Below are 19,120 nucleotides of genomic sequence, written 5' to 3' on the forward strand. Positions count from 1 at the left end.
CGGAGAACAGCCCGCAATGACCCCTTCCCGCGACATTTCCCGCTTGATCGAGATCATGGCGGCGCTGCGCACGCCGGTGACCGGCTGCCCCTGGGACCTCGAGCAGAATTTTGCGACGATCGCGCCCTATACGATCGAGGAGGCCCATGAAGTGGTCGACGCGATCGACCGCGGCGATCTCGACGATCTGCGTGAGGAGCTCGGCGACCTCCTGCTACAGGTGGTGTTCCACGCCCAGATGGCCGAAGAGCAGAACGCCTTCGCGTTTGGCGACGTCGTCGAGGCCATCACCCGCAAGATGATCCGGCGCCATCCCCATGTCTTCGCCGACAAGGAGGGCAACCTTGCCTCCTCCCACGTCAAAGAGGTCTGGGACCGGATCAAGGCCGAGGAGAAGGCCGAGCGCGCCGCGCGCCGGCCGCCCGAAGCAACTCCGTCGCACAAATCATTGCTTGCGGGCGTGAAGGCCGGCCAGCCGGCGCTGACGCGCGCGATGGAGCTTCAGCGCAAGGCCTCCACCGTCGGATTCGACTGGAACGACCCGCGCGCGGTGCTGCAAAAGATCCGCGAGGAAGCCGACGAGATCGAGGCGGCGCTCGACCGCAATGACAAACAGGAAATCGCAGAGGAGACGGGCGATCTGATGTTCGCGCTCGTCAACCTCGCCCGCCATGTCGACGCCGATCCGGAAGCCGCGCTTCGCGCGACCAACGCGAAGTTCGAACGACGGTTTGCGTTTATCGAGCGGGCGCTGGAGGCACAGGGCCGGACGCTGGAGCAGGCATCGCTGGCGGAAATGGATGCGCTGTGGAATGCGGCGAAGGGGGACGAGAAGCCGCCGTCAGAGGGGCGCCAGGAAGCTCGCCGCTAACTCAACTGTCGTCCCGGCCTAGCTACGCCGAGAGACGCGGCACAGCATCGAACCGGTTCACCACAATATCCCGCTTGGTCTCGTCCACGCGCACGGTCATGTCGAAGCGGCCGTCGTGCAGCTCCTTCGCCAGCACCTCGGAATTGCGGTGCAGCCAGCTGATGCCGGCGCCGTCGGCGGCGTCGATGGAGAGATCGAGCGTGGTGCGCGTCGCGGCTAGGCGTTCCTCGATCGTGGCGAGCAACGCATCGATCCCCTCGCCTGACACGGCCGAGACCAGCATCGCCGGGTGATCCTCAGGTCTGCGCGCTGCGATGTTGAGCAGCTCTTCGCGCTGCTCGGCATCGTAACGGTCGATCTTGTTCCAGACCTCGATGATGCGACCGGAGTCATCAGGGTTGATGCCGAGCTGGCGCAGCACCGCGTCGACGTCGCTCTGCTGCGCTTCGGCGTCTTCGTGCGAGATGTCGCGCACATGCAGGATCACGTCGGCTTCCAGCACCTCCTCCAGCGTGGCGCGGAAGGCGGCAACAAGCTGCGTCGGCAAATTGGAGATGAAGCCGACGGTGTCCGACAGCATCGCCTTGCCGCCATGCGGCAAAGTGAGCGCGCGCAGGGTCGGATCGAGGGTCGCAAACAGCATGTCAGCGGCCTGCACATCGGCGCGCGTCAGGCGGTTGAACAGCGTCGACTTGCCGGCGTTGGTGTAGCCGACCAGCGCCACGACGCTATACGGCACGCGCTGGCGGCCGGCGCGATGCAGTCGCCGCGTGGCCTGCACCTTCTTCAGTTCGCCCTCGAGCTTGGAGATGCGCTCCTGGATCAGGCGGCGGTCAGCCTCGATCTGCGTCTCGCCGGGACCGCCCATGAATCCGAAACCGCCGCGCTGACGTTCGAGATGGGTCCACGAACGCACCAGGCGCGAGCGCTGGTAGTTGAGATGCGCAAGCTCGACCTGGAGCGAACCTTCCTTGGTCTTGGCGCGGCGGCCGAAGATTTCGAGAATGAGCCCGGTGCGGTCGAGCACCTTGGCGTGCAACTCCTTCTCGAGATTGCGCTGCTGGATCGGCGCCAGCGCGCAATCCATCACCACGAGTTCGGCGTCGAGGCTCTTGGCCAGCGCAGCGATCTCCTCGACCTTGCCTTTGCCGATGTAAGTGGCGGGGCGGATCTGGCTGATCGGCGCAATGATGGCGTCAGCAATGACAAGATCGATCGCCCGCGCGAGACCGGCGGCTTCGTCGAGCCGGGCCTCGGCGTCTCGCTGGACATGGCTCTCAGATTGCGCGTCGGCACTGCCTGCGCGCACACGCAAGTAGGGGCCGATGACAAGCACCCGCCCCGTTTGCTTAGCCCCTGCCGGCCGCGAACGGTCGGCATCCCCGTCGAAATTCCGGGGTTCCAATCAAATCACTCTCAAGCCGGCTGATCCTCGCCGCCTTCGAACAGCTGGATCGGAGCGCCCGGCATAATGGTCGAGATCGCATGCTTGTAGACAAGCTGCGAGTGACCGTCGCGCCGAAGCAGCAGACAGAAATTGTCGAACCAGGTCACGATGCCCTGGAGCTTCACTCCGTTGACCAGAAAGATCGTCAGTGGCGTCTTGGTTTTGCGAACGTGATTAAGGAAGGTGTCCTGTAGGTTTTGTGCGCGGTCTGCCGCCATTGTTTTTCTCGCTTTGAGTTTCTTTTTATTGCGCCGGTTGCGGCCCTCTTTTGATGATTTTGGAGCCTCTTCCGGTTGCCGTCCCCCATGAGATCCCCCTCGGGGGGAACAGCGGTTCGATTAGAGGACAGGTCGGGTTATTAGGCAAGCCGCTTAACGCGGCAGAGCCGGCCCGATTGCCCCGATAAACTACGGAAATCGATGATTTTCCTTGGCTAATATGAACGTGCGGGCGGCGTCAGCCGACGCCGAGCGCCTTCAACTTGCGATGCAGCGCCGAGCGCTCCATGCCAACGAATTCCGCTGTACGAGAGATATTCCCTGAAAAACGGCTGATCTGTGCAATCAAATAGTCGCGCTCGAACACTTCGCGCGCTTCGCGCAGCGGCAGGCCCATGATGTGCTCGCCATTGTTGCTGGTCGGCATCGCCGGCACCATGGAGCCCACGTCCTGCGGTAGCATGTCGGCTGTGATGATCACCTCCGGTCCACCTGCGGCCAGAATCATGACTCTCTCAACGTTATTGCGAAGCTGGCGCACATTGCCGGGCCAGACATGCGATTGCAGCACCGCCATCGCGTCCTGGCCGATCTGTCGTTTGGGCAGGCCGCTGCCGGCCGAAATCTGCTCCATGAAATAGTCGATCAGCTCCGGGATGTCCTCGCGGCGCTCCGACAGCGCCGGCACACGGATCGGCACCACCGAGAGGCGATGATAGAGGTCTTCGCGGAAATGGCCGGCCGCGATCTCCTCTTCGAGATTGCGCGCGGTCGACGAGATGATGCGCACGTCGACCTGCACCTTGCCGGTGCCGCCGACACGCTGGAACGACTGCTCGACCAGCACGCGCAAAATCTTGTTCTGGGTCTCGCGCGGCATGTCCGCGATCTCGTCGATGAACAGCGTGCCGCCATGGGCTTCTTCGAGCGCGCCGGGCTTGCGCGCCTGCTCTCCGTTCGACTGCTCGACGCCGAACATCTCGTGCTCCATGCGCTCCGGCGTAATCGCGGCGGCATTGATCACGACGAAGGGGCCGTCGGAGCGGCCCGAGGCCGTGTGCAGCGTGCGCGCGGTCAATTCCTTGCCGGCGCCGGCGGGGCCGACGATCAGGATGCGGCTGTTGGCTTTCGCCGCGCGGTCGATGGTCTGGCGCAGCTGGTTCATGCTGGGCGAGCGGCCGACCAGCGAGCTTGCGCTCGGAGCGAGCTGCTTTAGCTCCTTGACCTCGCGCTTGAGCCGCGAGTTCTCAAGCGCGCGGTTGGCGACCAGGATCAGCCGGTCGGTCTTGAACGGCTTTTCGATGAAGTCATAGGCGCCGCGCTTGATCGCGGCGACCGCGGTCTCGATGTTGCCGTGGCCGGAGATCATCACGACCGGAAGGTCGGCGTTGTCCTTCTTGACCTGCTCCAGAAGCTGCAAGCCATCGAGCTTGGAGCCCTGGAGCCAGATGTCGAGGAACACCAGATGCGGCCTGCGATTGGCGATCTCGGCCAGCGCCGTGTCGCTGTCGCGTGCGGTCCGGGTGACGAATCCTTCGTCCTCGAGGATGCCCGCAACGAGATCCCGAATATCGGCCTCATCATCGACAATCAGAATTTCACTTGCCATGGGTCGCGCCTGTCTTGTCAGATGCCTGTTGAGGCTTCGATCTTCGTTGAATCATTGGTCTTTTCAGCCGGCTCTTTGGTTTCGGGAGCCGGCCCTTTTGTTTCCGGGGCGTTGACGGATTGCTCCACGGATTCCTTGGCGACTTCCGCTTCCTTCGCCGTATCCTTGACCGTTTCCTTGGTCGCTTCCTTGGCGGCCGGCGCCGGCTCGGTCCCCTCGGCCTTCGCAGGCGCGCCGGAGATCGCAAAGCGCATCCGCATCCAGGCGCCGCGCTGGCCTTCGCGGAAGTCGGAGGCGTCCTTCAGCTCGATACGGCCGCCATGGTCTTCCAGCACGCGGCCGACGATCGCAAGACCAAGGCCGGTGCCTTTGGCGCGGGTTGTTACATACGGCTCAAGCAGCCGCGAGCGCGCCACCTTGGGCAGCCCGATGCCATTGTCGACGACATCGATCAGCACGTCCTCGCCCTCGCGTGACACCACGACGTCGATGCGGCCTTTACCGAGCTCCTCCACCGGGACCTGCTCGATCGCCTCGGTGGCGTTTTTGACGATGTTGGTAACCGCCTGCGCGATCAGCCGGCGGTCGAACTGGGCGCGGAGCGGATCTTCCTTGAACTCGGCCTCGATATCGATCTCGGGATGGGCGACCTTCATCAGGAATACCGCCTGCCGCACGGCGTCGGCGACGTCCTCGCCTTCCATCACGGGCTTGGGCATCCGCGCGAAGCGCGAGAACTCGTCGACCATGCGGCGGATATCGTCGACCTGGCGCACGATGGTGTCGGTGCACTGCTCGAAGATCTGCTTGTCCTTGGCCTCGGTGATGTCCTTTCCGAACTTGCGGCGGATGCGCTCGGCCGAGAGCTGGATCGGGGTCAGCGGGTTCTTGATCTCGTGGGCGATGCGGCGGGCGACATCGCCCCAGGCCGAGGTGCGCTGCGCCGACACCAGCTCGGTGATGTCGTCGAGCGTGATGATGTAGCTGTCGTGCGGCTGGCTGGTCTTCTCGGCGCTGACGCGGACCGAGAGGTTGCGCTCCTGTCCATCGCGCATGATCGTGATCTGGCCCTGCACCAGGCGCTGGGTCCCTTCCCGCGCCGTCTTCATCATCTCGTCGAGCTCGGGCAGCACGTCGGATAGAGCATGGCCGAGCGTCTCCGCTTCGGAGTGCCCGATCAGCTTCTCCGCCGAGCGGTTGAGGATGCCGACGCTGCCCGAATTATCGACGCCGATGATGCCGGCGCTCGCCGAGGACAGCACGGCCTCGATGAAGCGGCGGCGGCTGTCGATGAGGTCGCTGGCGTTGACGAGCTCGTCACGCTGGCTGCGCAGTTCCTGCGTCATCTTGTTGAAGGTTTCGCCCAACTGCGCGAGGTCGCCTTCCGACTGGTGCACGGGCACTTTCACATGGAGATCGCCGGTCGAGACCGTGTGGGCCGCATTCATCAGCCGCCGGATCGGCGCCACCAGCGAGTTGGCGAAGTTCAAGCCGATCAGCACCGAAGCCATCAGAATCGTCAGCGCGATCACCGCGAACATCAACGCGAAAGCGACCTGGATGCCCAGCCGGCGTGACTCGATCTGGGCGTATTCGGCGACGCTGACCTCGGTCTGCTTGAGCTGATTGACGACGTTAGGATCGAGCGGACGCGCGACATAGAGGAAGGTGTCGCTGAAGGCGCGCAGGCGGATCACCGCGGCGACGTAGCTCGCGTCGGGCAGAACCGCGATCTCGGGCTCGTTCTCGTTGACGTTGCTGAGGAAGTCCGGCGCCGGCGGCGAATAGGCCAACCGCATGCCGGTGTCGGCGGATTCCAGGATGTTGGTATTCTTGTCGATGATCATCGCGCCCGGCAAATTGCGGGAGCCGGCGCTGGACGTCAGCAATTCGCGGAACGAGCGGCGATCCTGGTCGTAAAGCGGCCTTGCATGCGCGATGTCATTGGCCATGCCGATGATGTCGCCGCGGATCAACTGTGCGTGGTCCTGCATATAGGCCCGCGCAATCGTCAGCGAATTCTGGATCACCTCTTTGGTCGGGCCGGAGAACAACCGGTCGAGGCCGCGATCGAGGGTGACGTTGGCGACGACGGCAACCAGCACCGCCGGCAGCACGGCGACGATCGAGAACAGGCTGACGATCTGGACATGCAGGCGTGCCGCCGCCCGGCCCCGCCGTCGCGCCAGGATCAGCTGCCAGAGCTCGCGAATGATGATGCCGACCAGCAGCAGGATTGTGCCCGCATTGATCAGATAGAACGAGCGGACCACTTCCGGGGTCGGCTCGATCTTGGTGAGACCGGTCAGGACCAGGAAGGTCAGGAGGGCCGACAGCAGCGCGAGCGCCACGGCAAACGGCGCCAGCCAGCGCCGCAGCGACCAGCGCCGGGGCTCTTCTGCTAGGGCCGTGTCAAAGGATCCGGCCGAGGTGTCTGCGCTGGTCATTCCGGCAATGAGGTGCTGAAAACGGGGTCCGCGTCGGGCGGATACTGATGTATTCGTACCACATTGTTGCCGAATTGCGACAATTCCGCGGCGCCCACGTCGCGACGGACGGGCGCATCCACAGGAGCGCTCTCAAGCCAGACGCCGATGATCGGGAACGGAATTCGGCCATTCCGGCTTGACCCGGCATGGACAAGTTCTTTCTCGCGATGATGGTTTCGGCAGTGCTGCTGCTGATCGTGGCCTCCGACCTCCTGGTCAACGGCCCAAGCAGGCAGGACCAGACGGCGCAAATGGCCAATATCCAGCCGGTGTCAGCCCGTCTGATCAGATTAGGTGCGACGCCGCGCCCTGCGGATGCATGACCAATTCTTGCGCTTCAGCGGAACATATCAGCCCGATGCAGACTTTAGCTCACCGCGTCGGCCACAAGGGCCAGCGCGATCCGGACAGGCTCAGCTCACCTTTGGTAGGGGGAGCTGAGCCACCGTTACGGGCCAACTAGCCCCCGCTCCGATACACCTGGATATCGAGATCCCGGATCTTCTTCCGCAGCGTGTTGCGGTTGAGGCCGAGCAGGTCTGCGGCGCGGATCTGGTTGCCGCGGGTGGCCGCGAGCGCAGCGGTGAGCAGCGGCACCTCGATCTCCTTGAGAATGCGGTGATAGAGGCCCGGCGGCGGCACACCGTTCGGAAAGCCCTGGAAGTGCGAGGAGAGATACGCTTCCACCGCGCCGCCGAGATTATCGACACCTTGCTGGACAGCGGCACCCGGGCTGACCGAGGGCGGCGCGAGCTCGCCGTCGATGACGGAGGCCGTGATCACGTCCTGCGGATAGAGTGCTGCTAGACGCCGTGCGAGGTTTTCGAGCTCACGCACGTTGCCGGGCCAGCGATGCTGCTTCAGCCGCTCCAGCGCCAGCGAATCGAGCTTCTTCGGCGGCAGGCCGTCCTTCTCGGCCAGCGCGAAGAAGTGGCGGATGAGATCGGGCAGGTCCTCGATGCGCTCGCGCAGCGGCGGCAGCCTCAGCGGCACGACGTTGAGGCGGAAGAACAGATCCTCGCGGAACAGGCCCTGCTGGATCAGGACGCGCAGATCCTTGTTCGAGGCTGCGACGATCCGTACGTCGGTCTTGATCGGCGTGCGGCCGCCGACGGTCGTGTATTCGCCCTGCTGCAACACGCGCAGCAGCCGGGTCTGAGCCTCCATCGGCATGTCGCCGATCTCGTCGAGGAACAGCGTGCCGCCCTCGGCCTGCTCGAAGCGGCCGGAGGCGCGGGTGTTGGCGCCGGTGAAGGCGCCGCGCTCATGACCGAACAGTTCGGATTCAATCAGGTCGCGCGGGATCGCCGCCATGTTGACCGCAACGAACGGGCCGTTGCGGCGCTTGCCGTAATCATGCAGCGCGCGCGCCACCAGCTCCTTGCCGGTGCCGGACTCGCCCGTGATCATCACGGTGAGGTCGGTCTGCATCAGGCGCGCGAGCACGCGGTAGATTTCCTGCATCGCCGGCGAGCGTCCGACCAGCGGGATCGCCTCCATCTCGGCGTCGTCGTCCGGCGTCGAGACCCGCTCCTTTGGCTCGGCGAGCGCGCGGCCGACGATGGCGATCAGCTCCTTCAGGTCGAAGGGCTTTGGCAGATATTCGTACGCCCCGCGCTCGGAGGCGCGGATCGCCGTCATGAAGGTGTTTTGCGCGCTCATGACGATGACCGGCAAATTCGGCCGCATCTTCTTGATCCGCGGCAGCAGATCGAAGGCATTTTCGTCCGGCATCACCACGTCGGTGATGACCAGATCGCCCTCCCCCTGGCTGACCCAGCGCCACAGCGTCGCGGCATTGCCGGTGAGCCTGACTTCATAGCCGGCACGGGAAAGTGCCTGGTTGAGAACCGTGCGGATGGCGGTGTCGTCATCAGCGACGAGAATGCTACCTGCGGGCATTGTTAATCCTCATTTTGCCCCCTGAGATGCAGACGACGACTTCCCGGCAGAGCCGTCGCGACTGCTTAGATCGGGATGTTTGACCGATGTGGAGTACATCGGCATCAGCACGCGGAAGGTGGTCTTGCGCGGCTGAGATTCGCATTCGATGATGCCCCCGTGATCGCCGACGATCTTCGCGACCAGCGCAAGGCCCAGGCCTGAGCCGGTCTGCTTGGTGGTCACGAAGGGATCGAACAGGTTGGGCAGGAGATCGTCCGGCACGCCTGGTCCATTGTCCCTCACGCAAAACTCGAGCGGCAGGGATACCCGGGATTTTTGACCGGGGACTGACAGGCGCACGCCGGGGCGGAACGCGGTGGTGAGCTGAATTTCGCCGTCGGAGACGTCGATCAGGGCTTCGGCGGCGTTCTTCACGAGATTGAGGAACACCTGGATCAGCTGATCCTGGTTCGCCAGCACCGGCGGCAGCGAGGGATCGTAATCCTCGATGAAGCGGATGTTGCGGGCAAAGCCGGACTGCGCCAACCGCTTCACGTGATCGAGCACCGAATGGATGTTGACGGGGCCGCGCACCACGGGACGCTCGTCGCCAAACACCTCCATGCGGTCGACCAATGTCACGATACGGTCGGCCTCGTCGCAGATCAGCCGCGTCAGCATGCGGTCCTCGGACGAGGCCTGCTGTTCCAGCAGTTGCGCCGCGCCGCGAATGCCGGAGAGCGGGTTCTTGATCTCGTGCGCCAGCATCGCGGCCAGCGCGATCACCGAGCGCGCTGCGCTGCGATGGGTGAGCTGGCGATCCATCTTGTCGGCGATGGAGCGCTCCTGCAGCATCACCACGATATGGCCGGGCCGCTCCGTGAGCGGGGCGACATGGAGATCGACCTGGCGGTCGCCGCCCATGCGCGGCGTGCCGAGATCGACCTTGTATTCGTTGACCGGCGAGTTGGACGAGCGCACCTGGTCGATCAGTGCCAGCAAGGGGCTGCCGAACGGCACCAGCTCCTTCAGCGACTGCCGCTTCAAAAACTGCGTCGAGATATCGAAGAAGGCTTCGGTCGCGATATTGGCGGCGACGATCTTGCCGTCCGGCCCGATCATGAGGACGGGATTGGGCAAGGCATCCAGGATTGCGTCGCTGTCGGTCGGAACCGGCCGACGATGTTCTGCAGCTGAGCTCATGCAGCAACGCTCCATGCGAAGTCGTCGAAAGCATCTTGCAGTGACTGGTGGACGAGGCGCGGATCTTCGGCGGTCAGAATCTTCTGGCGCCAGGCCTTCAGTTTTTCAGCCGGCGCACGGCTCGCATCGGCGGCCACGTCGAGCGCCCAGCCGAGATGCTTGCGCGCGTGCCGCAGCCCGATGCGCAGGCCATAGAGCGTGCAGACGCCCTCATAGAGCGTACGGACATAGTGGAGCTGTGTGTCGAGCGAAGGGGTCGCTTCCGCTGCCCCGCCCTTCAGGCGCCGGCCGATCTCGCCGGGCAGCCAGGGCTGGCCCTGCGCGCCGCGGCCGATCATCACGGCATCGGCGCCGGAGGCTTGAAGCGCAGCGAGCGCCTTTTCATAAGATGTGATGTCGCCATTGACGACGAGCGGAATGGAGATCGCCTCCCGCACGGCGCGGATCGCGTCCCAATTAGCCTCGCCCTTGTAGAACTGGCAGCGGGTGCGGCCATGCACGGTGACGAGCTTGATGCCGGCGGCCTCCGCCCGGCGCGCCAGCTCGGGCGCGTTGCGGGTGCGGTCGTCCCAGCCGAGCCGCATCTTCAGCGTCACCGGCACTTTCACGGCGGCAATGGTTGCCTCGATCAGGCTGACGGCATGGTCGAGATCGCGCATCAGCGCCGAGCCGGACTGACCGCCAGTGACGTGGCGGGCTGGACAGCCCATGTTGATATCGATGATTTCGGCGCCCTCGGCTTCGGCGATCCGGGCGCCTTCCGCCATCCAGTGCGTCTCGCAGCCGGCAAGCTGGACCACATGCGGGCCGATCCCGGTCGCTTCGCAGCGCAACCGCGACATCCGATGGCCGTTGGCAAGCTCATCGCTGGCCGTCATTTCGGAGACGACCAGACCAGCCCCGAGCTCGGCGGCAAGCCTGCGGACGGGCGAGTCAGTCACCCCCGACATCGGTGCCAGGAAGACCGGGGTAGCGATTTCAATGTCGCCTATTTTCAATGGCTTAGAGCCTGATCCTACCGGGCCGGTCACAGTGGTCTCGTTGCGTAGGCAGGGCCTCATCGCACTGCCATGACCTATCTTGCGCACAATTCTTGTGCAGTCAAGCGTCATGCCTACAGTTTAGACAGTTCTGCAAATCTTTCAAGTGCAGTGCAACAAAATGCTGTTTCCCACAATCCGGGGAAACCCCCTTTTTTTGCGGGCCTGTCGTGCTAGAGGCATGCCGGCAATTCACCCCACTCCACGACTCTTCCCTGGCAACTGAGTATTTGAGTCCTATGGCGAAATCACAACGCACCGCAGTCGTCCTCGTCGCGGCCGGACGTGGCCTGCGTGCGGGCGCCGGCGGGCCGAAGCAATATCGCGAGATCGGCGGCGTGCCTGTGATCTTCCGCGCCATGGAAGCGTTCAGCCGTCATCCGGACGTGTTCGCGGTGCAGCCGGTGGTCAACCCCGACGACAACGTCATGTTCACGGCGGCGGTCGCAGGACTGAAGCACGAGCCGCCGACCAATGGCGGCGCGACCCGGCAGGCCTCGGTGCTCGCCGGACTCGAAGCGCTCGCCAAGCACAAGCCCGACATCGTCCTGATCCACGACGCCGCGCGGCCCTTCGTCTCGGCAGGCCTGATCTCGCGCGCGATCGATGCGGCCAGCCGCACCGGTGCCGCGATCCCCGCCATTGCCGTCACCGACACCATCAAGTTCACCGGCGAGGACGGCAATGTCGAGGACACACCGGACCGGGCGCGGCTGCGAATTGCTCAGACGCCGCAATCCTTTCGTTTCGACATTATCCTCGAGGCGCATCGTCGCGCGGCCAAGGACGGACGCAGCGATTTCACCGATGATGCCGCGATCGCCGAATGGGCGGGATTGACGGTTGCGACCTTTGAAGGCGATGTTGCCAATATGAAACTCACCACCCCCGAGGATTTCGTGCGCGAGGAAGCGCGCCTGGCCAGCCTGCTCGGCGACATCAGGACCGGCACGGGCTACGACGTGCACGCCTTCGGCGACGGTGACCACGTCATGATCTGCGGCGTGCGCGTGCCGCACAGCAAAGGCTTCCTGGCTCATTCCGACGGCGATGTCGGCCTGCACGCGCTGGTCGACGCGATCCTCGGCGCGCTTGCCGATGGCGACATTGGCTCGCACTTCCCGCCGAGCGATGCCAAGTGGAAGGGCGCCTCCTCCGACCAATTCCTGAAATACGCCATCGAGCGCGTCACGCAGCGCGGCGGGCGCGTCGCCAATCTCGAGGTGACCATGATCTGCGAGCGGCCGAAGATCGGGCCGTTGCGCGACACCATGCGCGCGCGCATCGCCGAGATTTCCGGCGTCGACATCTCCCGCGTCGCCGTGAAGGCGACCACCAGCGAGCGGCTCGGCTTCACCGGCCGCGAGGAAGGCATCGCGGCCACCGCGAGCGCCACCATTCGCCTGCCCTGGAGCGTCTAGGTCATGGGCGGCAGCGACGCACGCGCCCTCTCCCGCTCGCTGCTCGATTTGTGCCGGATGCGCAAGCTGACGATCGCTACGGCTGAGTCCTGCACCGGCGGGCTCGTCGCAGGTGCGTTGACCGATATCCCCGGCTCCTCCGACGTGATCGACCGCGGCTTCGTCACCTATTCCAATGACGCCAAGCGCGCGATGCTCGGCGTCGAAGCCAGCACACTCACGAATTTCGGTGCCGTCAGCAAGGAGACCGCGATCGCGATGGCGGTCGGCGCGCTGGAGCGTGCCGGCGTCGATCTCGCGGTTGCCATCACCGGCATTGCCGGCCCCGGTGGCGCCACCCCAGGCAAGCCGGTCGGCCTCGTGCATTTCGCTGTCGCCGCGCGCGACGGTCGCATCGTCCACCGCGAGCAACGTTTTGGCGCGATCGGCCGCACTGCCGTGCGCGCCCGCTCCGTGGTCGAGGCGCTGCGCATGCTGATGGATCTCGCCCGCGGCCCGCAGGCGGCGACCAAGCCGCGCCGCGCCGCCGCAACCCGCCTGCGCCCGCGCGTCACGCGAACGCCGCGCCGGCATGCAGCAAAGCGAAGACCGCCGCGCTCGCCGCGGGGCTAACAGCCCCCTGGCCCGGGTGAGCGGAGCGATACCCGGGACCTTGGAGACGAAGCCCGCATGTCGCTTCGCTCATGCGGGCTTCGACGGTGCTCCCCGTTTATTGTGCCGGGCGCGCGATCCGATGAATGACAGGGAGCTTTTGCTCGATCGCCTTCGCCAGCACCGTCCCGGTGGTTCGGCCGAGTTCCTTTGCGATCATCGTGATCGGCTTGGTGCCCGCTAGTCCCCTCAGCCGGGTGAGATCTTCCTCACTCCACGATTGCTTCCAGCGTGCCATGTCCCGGGTCCCACCACAAAATCCCCTGCTCCCGACTCGTATTGTAGTTAAACAGCGCACGACATGCAGCCGTTATACGTGTGCCGCTCATGGCAAAGGGTGTTCTGTCAGCACATCGCATTTTGGCACAAACTGCACTTGTCACCCCCGGAGCGCCAAGTTCGTATCGAAGACTGTGCGCAGAGCTTGCGATGCCGTCGCCAGCTACGTTTCCTTATGCTGCGCCGAGTGAGAAGCGCCGCGAGACCATGACGTCGCGCTTGCTTTTTCAAATTGCACGCAGATTTATCGAAATCGGTCATGATCTGCGAGGCTGCGGCTCGCGACCAAAAGTCATTGTTCCCTTCAGAACTTGCGCGCGACTATACTGCCGCAATAATAACGGTCTAAGTTGTGGCCAAGAATCAACTTGCCCACCAACTTGGTCCAGCACTCTGGAGGGCGGCGAATTGTTCGCTCGCGATGCGGCCCTTGCTGCAGCACTTGTCACCTTGGTCGCCTTCGATGGTGCGGCTGCCCAGACCACGAACCAGCCGCCTGATACGATGGCGGCGCGGGTGGAGGCCTGCACGCCCTGTCACGGCAACAAGGGCGAAGGCACCAGCGACGTCTATTTCCCGCGTCTCTCCGGAAAGCCGGCTGGCTATCTCTACAACCAGCTCCTCGCCTTCCGCAGCGGCCGGCGCAAATACCCGCCGATGAACTATCTCCTGGAGTTTCTGCCCGATCCGTATCTGGAGGCGATGGCTGAGTATTTTGCCAGCGAGCATCCCCCGTTACCGCAGCCGGCGCCGAGCGAGGTCAGCAAGGACGTGCTGGCGCAAGGTGAGCTGCTCGCCACCAGCGGCGATGCCGGCCGCAACATTCCGGCCTGCGTGAGCTGCCACGGTCCCGGTCTTACGGGCATGCAGCCCGGCATCCCCGGCCTGCTCGGCTTGCGCGCAGCATACATCAGCGCCCAGCTCGGCGGCTGGCGCTACGGCACGCGCACGGCCAAATCGCCGGACTGCATGCAGCTCGTCGCCGGCCATCTGACCGAAGCCGACGTCACGGCCGTTGCGGCCTGGCTCGCGACGCGCCCGGCGCCCACCAACCCGGCCCCCGTACCGAAGGGCACCTACGCGCTGCCGTTCGGCTGCGGCAGCCAGCCCAACTGACGAGGCGGATGATGGGCTCAAGACTCTCGATCACGCTTCTCGCTTTCGCCGCGCTCACGACGGTCGCCCAAGCACAGGACAAGACCAGCGACGTCATCGCGCGCGGCGAATATCTCGCCCGCGCCGGCGATTGCACCGCCTGCCACACCGCGGCTGAGGGCCGCCTGTTTGCCGGCGGGCGGCCGATGCCGACGCCGTTCGGAACGATCTACACCTCCAACATCACGCCCGATCCGGAGACCGGCATCGGCAAGTGGAGCGCGGACGATTTCTACAGGACCATGCACAACGGCCGTTTCCCGGATGGCGGGCTGATCTATCCGGCAATGCCATTTGCGTCCTACACCAAGGTCACGCGCGCCGACAGCGATGCGATCTTCGCCTATCTGCGCTCGGTCACGCCGGTGAACCAGAAGAACAAGCCGCACGAGCTGCGCTTTCCCTATGACAACCGCCAGCTCATCCTCGGCTGGCGCACGCTGTTCTTCAGCGAGGGCGAGTTCAAGCCGGACCCGTCCAAATCAGCCGAGTGGAATCGCGGCGCCTATCTGGTCGAGGGTCTCGGCCATTGCGGCATGTGCCATTCGCCGATCAACGCGCTTGGCGGTACCTCGCAATCGGACGCCTTCAAGGGTGGCCTGATCCCGATGCAGAACTGGTACGCGCCCTCGCTGACCTCAAACCGTGAGGCCGGCCTCGGCGACTGGAGCATCAAGGACATCACCGATCTGCTCCAGACCGGCGTCTCCGCGCGCGGCGTGGTTTACGGCCCGATGGCCGAGGTCGTGCACAACAGCCTGCAATATCTCAACGACGAGGACACCAGGGCGATGGCGGTGTACTTGAAGGGCATCGCGGAGGCCTCATCGCCGCCGCCGCCGAGCTCCGCGCTGCCAACCACCGAGAGCAGCCTGCTGATCAGCCTCGGCAAGACCGTCTACGACAAGAATTGCGCGAGTTGTCATGGCCTGCAAGGCGAAGGCAAGCCGCCGCACTGGCCCCCGCTCGCCAACAACCAGTCGATCGAGATGCAGTCGGCGGTCAATCCGATCCGCATGGTGCTCAATGGCGGCTATCCGCCGGGGACCAAGGGCAATCCGATGCCTTACGGCATGCCGCCCTTCGCCGGCCTGCTCTCCGACAACGAGGTCGCCGCCGTCGTCTCCTACATCCGTACCGCCTGGGGCAATCGTGGCACGCCGGTCTCGGCGCGCGATGCCAACGAGCTGCGCTCCGCACCGCTGAACTGAGAGGCGTCATGTTCAACTCCGATCCGCCGACCAGCCCAGCCGCCGCCGACCAGGCCGTCGACGAAATCGTTGCACAGGGACCATCCGGCGCGATTGCGCTCGCAGGCGTTGCCACCGCCTGCGTGGTCGCGATGTGGTTCGCGTTCTATCTGTTCGTCTTCCTGCCACGCGGGTCGCTGCAATGAGCGCAGAAGACAGCCATCGCAGCGCTGAGGTCGCCGCGCGCGTCGAGCGTCGCTGGGCCACCATCGCGGTCGCGATCATCGTGATGATGGCGCTCTTGGCAGCGTTCGCCGGCATCCATCGCGCGACCATGCCGCAGCCGCGCGTCGAGACCACCGATCCGTCGAGGATTCATCTCTCCGGCGAGTTCGTCGAAAGCAACCTCGGCAGCGTGCTGGAGGCCAATGGCAACGTGACCGTGCGCGCGATCGGCCAACAATATTCCTTCACGCCGGCCTGCATCGTGGTGCCTGTGGACACGCCGATCACGCTGCGCGCCACCAGCGCGGACGTTGTGCACGGCATCCTGATCCAGGGCACCAACGTCAACACCATGCTGGTGCCCGGCTACGTCTCCGAGCAGCTGATGCGCTTTACCAGGACCGGCGACTATCTGATGCCCTGCCAGGAGTTTTGCTCCTTTGGTCATGAGGGCATGTGGGGCAAGGTTCGCGTGATCGACAAGACCGACTTCGCCAATCGCGCGAAGGGCGGCGGGAGGCTGAGCTGTGTTGGTCAATAGGAAGCTCATCCTCGCCCATTTCTGGTTTGCCTTCGCGGTGTTCGGCGTCGCGCTGACGCTCGGCGCCTGGCAGATGTTCATCCGCAGCCCGATCGGGACTTGGCTGTCCAATCCCGAGCTCTATTACCGATCGCTGACAGCGCACGGCACGGTGATGGGCTATGTGTTCCCCACTTTGGTCGCGATGGGCTTCGGCTACGCCATCAGCGAAACCGCGCTGGAGCAGCGCCTGGTCGGCGTGCGCTGGGCCTGGGCCGGGTTCTGCCTGATCGTCATCGGCAGCATCATGGCGGTGATCCCGATCGCGATGGGGCGTGCTTCGGTGCTCTACACGTTCTATCCGCCGCTGATCGGCAACGTCTTCTACTATCTCGGCGTCGTGCTGGTCGTGGTCGGCTCCTGGATCTGGGTCGCGCTGATGTCGATCAATCTGCGCATCTGGCGCAAGGCCCATCCCGGCGCACCGGTGCCGCTGGCGATGTTCGCCAATGTCGCCGGCTCTTATCTGTGGGCCTGGACCGCGGTCGGCGCCGCGCTCGAGCTGCTGCTGCAGATCATCCCGGTGGCGGCGGGGCTGAAGAACACGATCGATGCCGGACTTGCGCGCATCTTCTTCTCCTGGACGCTGCACGCCATCGTCTATTTCTGGCTGATGCCGACCTACATCGCCTATTACACCATCGTGCCGCGCGCGATCGGCGGCCGGATCTTTTCAGACACCATGGCGCGGATTTCCTTCATCCTGTTCCTGGTGGTGGCGATGCCGATCGGTATACATCACACCTTTGCCGATCCGCAGGTCGGCGCCGGCTTCAAATTCATCCATTCGGCCTTCACGGCGCTGGTTGCGCTGCCGACGCTGCTGACCGTGTTCACGATCTGCGCCTCCGTCGAGATCGCCGCGCGGCTGCGCGGTGGCCGCGGGATGTTCGGCTGGATCAGGGCCCTGCCCTGGGACAATCCGATGATGCTGGCGCTCGCCTTCTCCTTCGTCATGCTCGGCTTCGGCGGCGCCGGTGGCCTCATCAACATGAGCTATCAGCTCGATGCGTCGATTCACAATACGCAGTGGATCACCGGCCATTTCCACCTGATCTTTGGCGGCGCCATCGTGATCATGTACTTTGCGATCGCCTATGATCTGTGGCCGCATCTGACGGGCCGCGAGCTGATCGACCTTCGCCTGATCCGCACCCAGCTCTGGCTGTGGTTCGTCGGCATGATCGTCACGACCTTCCCGTGGCACTGGGTCGGCATTCTGGGCATGCCGCGCCGCATGGCCTATTTCGACTTCGGTGATCCCGCCATCGCGCCGCAGGCGCTATCGGTCACCTTCTCGGCCATCGGCGGCTTCATCCTACTGACGTCGGGTATCATGTTCATCGTCATCCTGGCACGTGGCATGCGTGCGCCTCAGGTTGACGCCGGCCCCTACCGTTTTGCACTCGCCGTGCATCAGTCGGCGACCGTGCCGGTCGCGCTCAACACGCATGCGCTGTGGGTGGCGCTGATGATCGTGCTCACCCTCACCAACTACGGCTATCCGATCCTGAATCTGGCACTGACCGAAGGCACCTCGGTGCCAGCCGTCTATGTGGGAGCGCAGTGATGAGCGCGCGCGACCTTTTCACGTTCCGTAACAGCCATTTCAAAATTGGCGTCGGCATCACCGCCGGAATGCTGGTCGTGACCGTGATTGCCGGCTTCATCGTGCTGCCCTTCGCGCAGTCCTGGGTTCAGTTCGCCAATGTCTGGGATGCAATCTGCAGCGCCGCCGGCGTGCCGCAGCGTGCGGCGAACGTGACGGCGCCGGAGCAGACCAAGCGCCTGTCGGAGGTCGTGCTCACCTCGCACACGCTGTCACGTCCAAGCCAGGAAGCGATCGGCCGCGGCGCGACGCTGGCGCAGCGCTGCGCGATCTGTCACGGCCCGACCGGCATCAGCCGCGCGGACTCGCCCAACCTCGCCGGCCAGTATGCCGCCGTGATCTACAAGGAGCTGCACGATTTCCGCTCCGGCGCGCGCAGCAATGCCGTGATGTCGCCGTTCGCCATCAATCTGACGGACGATGAAATCGCCGATCTCGCAAACTACTACGCCTATCTGCCGCGGCTGCCGGCCTATCACCCGACGCCGCAACTGCCGAAACCCAACATCGTCATCTACGGCGCGCCGATGCGCGGGATCGCACCCTGCGGCGCCTGCCATGGCAGCCTCGACAACAAGACCGGAAGTCCGTGGCTCGAAGGCCAGTCCGAGGCCTATATAAAAGCCCAGCTCCTGGCGTTCGCTGGCGGCGAACGGCACAACGACATCAGCCAGCAGATGCGCAACATCGCACGCGCGATGACGCCGCAGGAGATCGAGGCCGCCGCGGCGTATTACGCCTCGCAGCCGCCGGATATCGTGAAGGCGGTGGATTGATCAGGACGATGGGAGCTTCGGCCGGCCGTAGATCGCATCTGCGCGCTTCTCGAACGCGATGGAAAAGCGTGCGAACGCGGCGTCGAACATCGAGCCCATCAAGAGCGCCAGCATGCGGCTCTTGAACTCATATGCGAGGAAGAAGCCGACGTCGCAGACGTCTTCTCCTTTGGGCTCGAAGGTCCAACGGTTTTCCAGGTTGCTGAACGGACCTTGCAGATATTCGACCAGGATCGTCAGGTTGGCGCGATCGAGCGTCACGCGGCTGGTGAAGGACTCCTTGACCAGCTTGAACGACACCGTCATGTCGGCGACCAGCACCTCGGTGCCATCGGGCTTGGCCATCCGCTGGCGGATCTTCAGCGCGCTGCACAGCGGCACGAATTCCGGATAGCGCTCGATATCGGCGACCAGATCAAACATCTCGGATGCGCTGTGATTGACACGGCGCTTGCTCGAAAATTTGGGCATAT

The 19,120-nt window shown here is 64.4% G+C and carries 19 protein-coding genes; 10 read left to right on the forward strand and 9 right to left on the reverse strand.

Annotation, left to right across the window (positions count from 1 at the left end):
• Positions 1 to 16 precede the first annotated feature (16 nt).
• Positions 17 to 871: a nucleoside triphosphate pyrophosphohydrolase gene (gene mazG, locus ACPPVR_RS22810; protein WP_426608829.1), complete on the forward strand. Its 855-nt coding sequence runs from the start codon at positions 17 to 19 to the stop codon at positions 869 to 871.
• A 22-nt stretch (positions 872 to 893) separates the two neighbouring features.
• On the opposite strand, the gene hflX is transcribed toward mazG, so the two are convergent.
• The 4 genes from hflX to ACPPVR_RS22830 form a co-directional block, all read right to left on the reverse strand.
• The gene (hflX, locus tag ACPPVR_RS22815) at positions 894 to 2,276 is read right to left on the reverse strand and encodes a GTPase HflX (RefSeq protein ID WP_426608830.1); all 1,383 of its coding nucleotides are present in this window, start codon (positions 2,274 to 2,276) and stop codon (positions 894 to 896) included.
• Positions 2,277 to 2,287: 11 nt separating this feature from the next.
• Positions 2,288 to 2,536: an RNA chaperone Hfq gene (gene hfq / locus ACPPVR_RS22820; RefSeq protein WP_007591126.1), complete on the reverse strand. Its 249-nt coding sequence runs from the start codon at positions 2,534 to 2,536 to the stop codon at positions 2,288 to 2,290.
• 238 nt (positions 2,537 to 2,774) lie between these two features.
• Entirely contained in the window at positions 2,775 to 4,145 is a 1,371-nt protein-coding gene (locus tag ACPPVR_RS22825; RefSeq protein WP_426608831.1) for a sigma-54-dependent transcriptional regulator, read from the reverse strand.
• 17 nt (positions 4,146 to 4,162) lie between these two features.
• Positions 4,163 to 6,592, reverse strand: coding sequence for an ATP-binding protein (locus ACPPVR_RS22830; protein ID WP_426608832.1), 2,430 nt, complete (start codon positions 6,590 to 6,592; stop codon positions 4,163 to 4,165).
• A 188-nt stretch (positions 6,593 to 6,780) separates the two neighbouring features.
• On the opposite strand from ACPPVR_RS22830, the gene ACPPVR_RS22835 reads away from it, so the two are divergent.
• Positions 6,781 to 6,957 (forward strand): hypothetical protein, encoded by a 177-nt coding sequence (locus ACPPVR_RS22835; protein WP_426608833.1) that lies wholly within the window; start codon positions 6,781 to 6,783, stop codon positions 6,955 to 6,957.
• Between the two features lie 136 nt (positions 6,958 to 7,093).
• Here ACPPVR_RS22835 and ntrC read toward each other — a convergent pair whose 3' ends face one another.
• Genes ntrC through dusB form a run of 3 tightly spaced genes read right to left on the reverse strand, consistent with a single transcriptional unit; the run spans position 7,094 to position 10,719 of the window.
• Positions 7,094 to 8,536, reverse strand: a complete 1,443-nt coding sequence (gene ntrC, locus ACPPVR_RS22840) for a nitrogen regulation protein NR(I) (protein ID WP_426608834.1) — start codon at positions 8,534 to 8,536, stop codon at positions 7,094 to 7,096.
• Positions 8,537 to 8,545: 9 nt separating this feature from the next.
• Complete coding sequence (locus ACPPVR_RS22845) at positions 8,546 to 9,721, reverse strand: two-component system sensor histidine kinase NtrB (protein ID WP_426608835.1); 1,176 nt, start codon at positions 9,719 to 9,721, stop codon at positions 8,546 to 8,548.
• Positions 9,718 to 10,719 (reverse strand): tRNA dihydrouridine synthase DusB, encoded by a 1,002-nt coding sequence (gene dusB / locus ACPPVR_RS22850; protein ID WP_426608836.1) that lies wholly within the window; start codon positions 10,717 to 10,719, stop codon positions 9,718 to 9,720. The genes ACPPVR_RS22845 and dusB overlap by 4 nt, the downstream gene beginning before the upstream one ends.
• A gap of 281 nt (positions 10,720 to 11,000) precedes the next feature.
• On the opposite strand from dusB, the gene ACPPVR_RS22855 reads away from it, so the two are divergent.
• Both ACPPVR_RS22855 and ACPPVR_RS22860 read left to right on the forward strand, forming a co-directional pair.
• Positions 11,001 to 12,182, forward strand: a complete 1,182-nt coding sequence (locus ACPPVR_RS22855) for a bifunctional 2-C-methyl-D-erythritol 4-phosphate cytidylyltransferase/2-C-methyl-D-erythritol 2,4-cyclodiphosphate synthase (protein ID WP_426608837.1) — start codon at positions 11,001 to 11,003, stop codon at positions 12,180 to 12,182.
• Between the two features lie 3 nt (positions 12,183 to 12,185).
• A complete protein-coding gene (locus tag ACPPVR_RS22860; protein ID WP_426608838.1) occupies positions 12,186 to 12,794 on the forward strand; it encodes a CinA family protein in 609 nt (202 codons plus the stop codon).
• 97 nt (positions 12,795 to 12,891) lie between these two features.
• Here the strand turns inward: ACPPVR_RS22860 and ACPPVR_RS22865 are convergent, their stop codons facing one another.
• On the reverse strand, positions 12,892 to 13,071 hold the full coding sequence (locus ACPPVR_RS22865) for a hypothetical protein (RefSeq protein WP_426608839.1): 180 nt from the start codon (positions 13,069 to 13,071) through the stop codon (positions 12,892 to 12,894).
• Positions 13,072 to 13,520: 449 nt separating this feature from the next.
• Here ACPPVR_RS22865 and ACPPVR_RS22870 point away from each other — a divergent pair, with 449 nt between their 5' ends.
• The 6 genes from ACPPVR_RS22870 to ACPPVR_RS22895 are packed head-to-tail and all read left to right on the forward strand — an operon-like array spanning position 13,521 to position 18,647.
• Positions 13,521 to 14,228 carry a c-type cytochrome gene (locus ACPPVR_RS22870; RefSeq protein ID WP_426608840.1) on the forward strand — a complete coding sequence of 236 codons (708 nt, stop codon included), beginning with the start codon at positions 13,521 to 13,523 and terminating at the stop codon, positions 14,226 to 14,228.
• An 11-nt stretch (positions 14,229 to 14,239) separates the two neighbouring features.
• Positions 14,240 to 15,478, forward strand: a complete 1,239-nt coding sequence (locus tag ACPPVR_RS22875) for a cytochrome c (RefSeq protein ID WP_426608841.1) — start codon at positions 14,240 to 14,242, stop codon at positions 15,476 to 15,478.
• 8 nt (positions 15,479 to 15,486) lie between these two features.
• Positions 15,487 to 15,663 (forward strand): hypothetical protein, encoded by a 177-nt coding sequence (locus ACPPVR_RS22880; RefSeq protein ID WP_426608842.1) that lies wholly within the window; start codon positions 15,487 to 15,489, stop codon positions 15,661 to 15,663.
• Positions 15,660 to 16,223 (forward strand): cytochrome C oxidase subunit II, encoded by a 564-nt coding sequence (locus ACPPVR_RS22885; protein ID WP_426608843.1) that lies wholly within the window; start codon positions 15,660 to 15,662, stop codon positions 16,221 to 16,223. The genes ACPPVR_RS22880 and ACPPVR_RS22885 overlap by 4 nt, the downstream gene beginning before the upstream one ends.
• Positions 16,210 to 17,832, forward strand: a complete 1,623-nt coding sequence (locus tag ACPPVR_RS22890) for a b(o/a)3-type cytochrome-c oxidase subunit 1 (protein WP_426608844.1) — start codon at positions 16,210 to 16,212, stop codon at positions 17,830 to 17,832. The genes ACPPVR_RS22885 and ACPPVR_RS22890 overlap by 14 nt, the downstream gene beginning before the upstream one ends.
• Positions 17,832 to 18,647, forward strand: coding sequence for a c-type cytochrome (locus ACPPVR_RS22895; RefSeq protein ID WP_426608845.1), 816 nt, complete (start codon positions 17,832 to 17,834; stop codon positions 18,645 to 18,647). Before ACPPVR_RS22890 ends, ACPPVR_RS22895 begins: the two co-directional genes overlap by 1 nt.
• Here ACPPVR_RS22895 and ACPPVR_RS22900 read toward each other — a convergent pair whose 3' ends face one another.
• Positions 18,648 to 19,118, reverse strand: a complete 471-nt coding sequence (locus ACPPVR_RS22900; protein WP_426608846.1) for a type II toxin-antitoxin system RatA family toxin — start codon at positions 19,116 to 19,118, stop codon at positions 18,648 to 18,650.
• Between the last annotated feature and the right edge of the window lie 2 nt (positions 19,119 to 19,120).

Source organism: Bradyrhizobium sp. McL0616 (genome assembly GCF_049993385.1).
Lineage (GTDB): Bacteria > Pseudomonadota > Alphaproteobacteria > Rhizobiales > Xanthobacteraceae > Bradyrhizobium.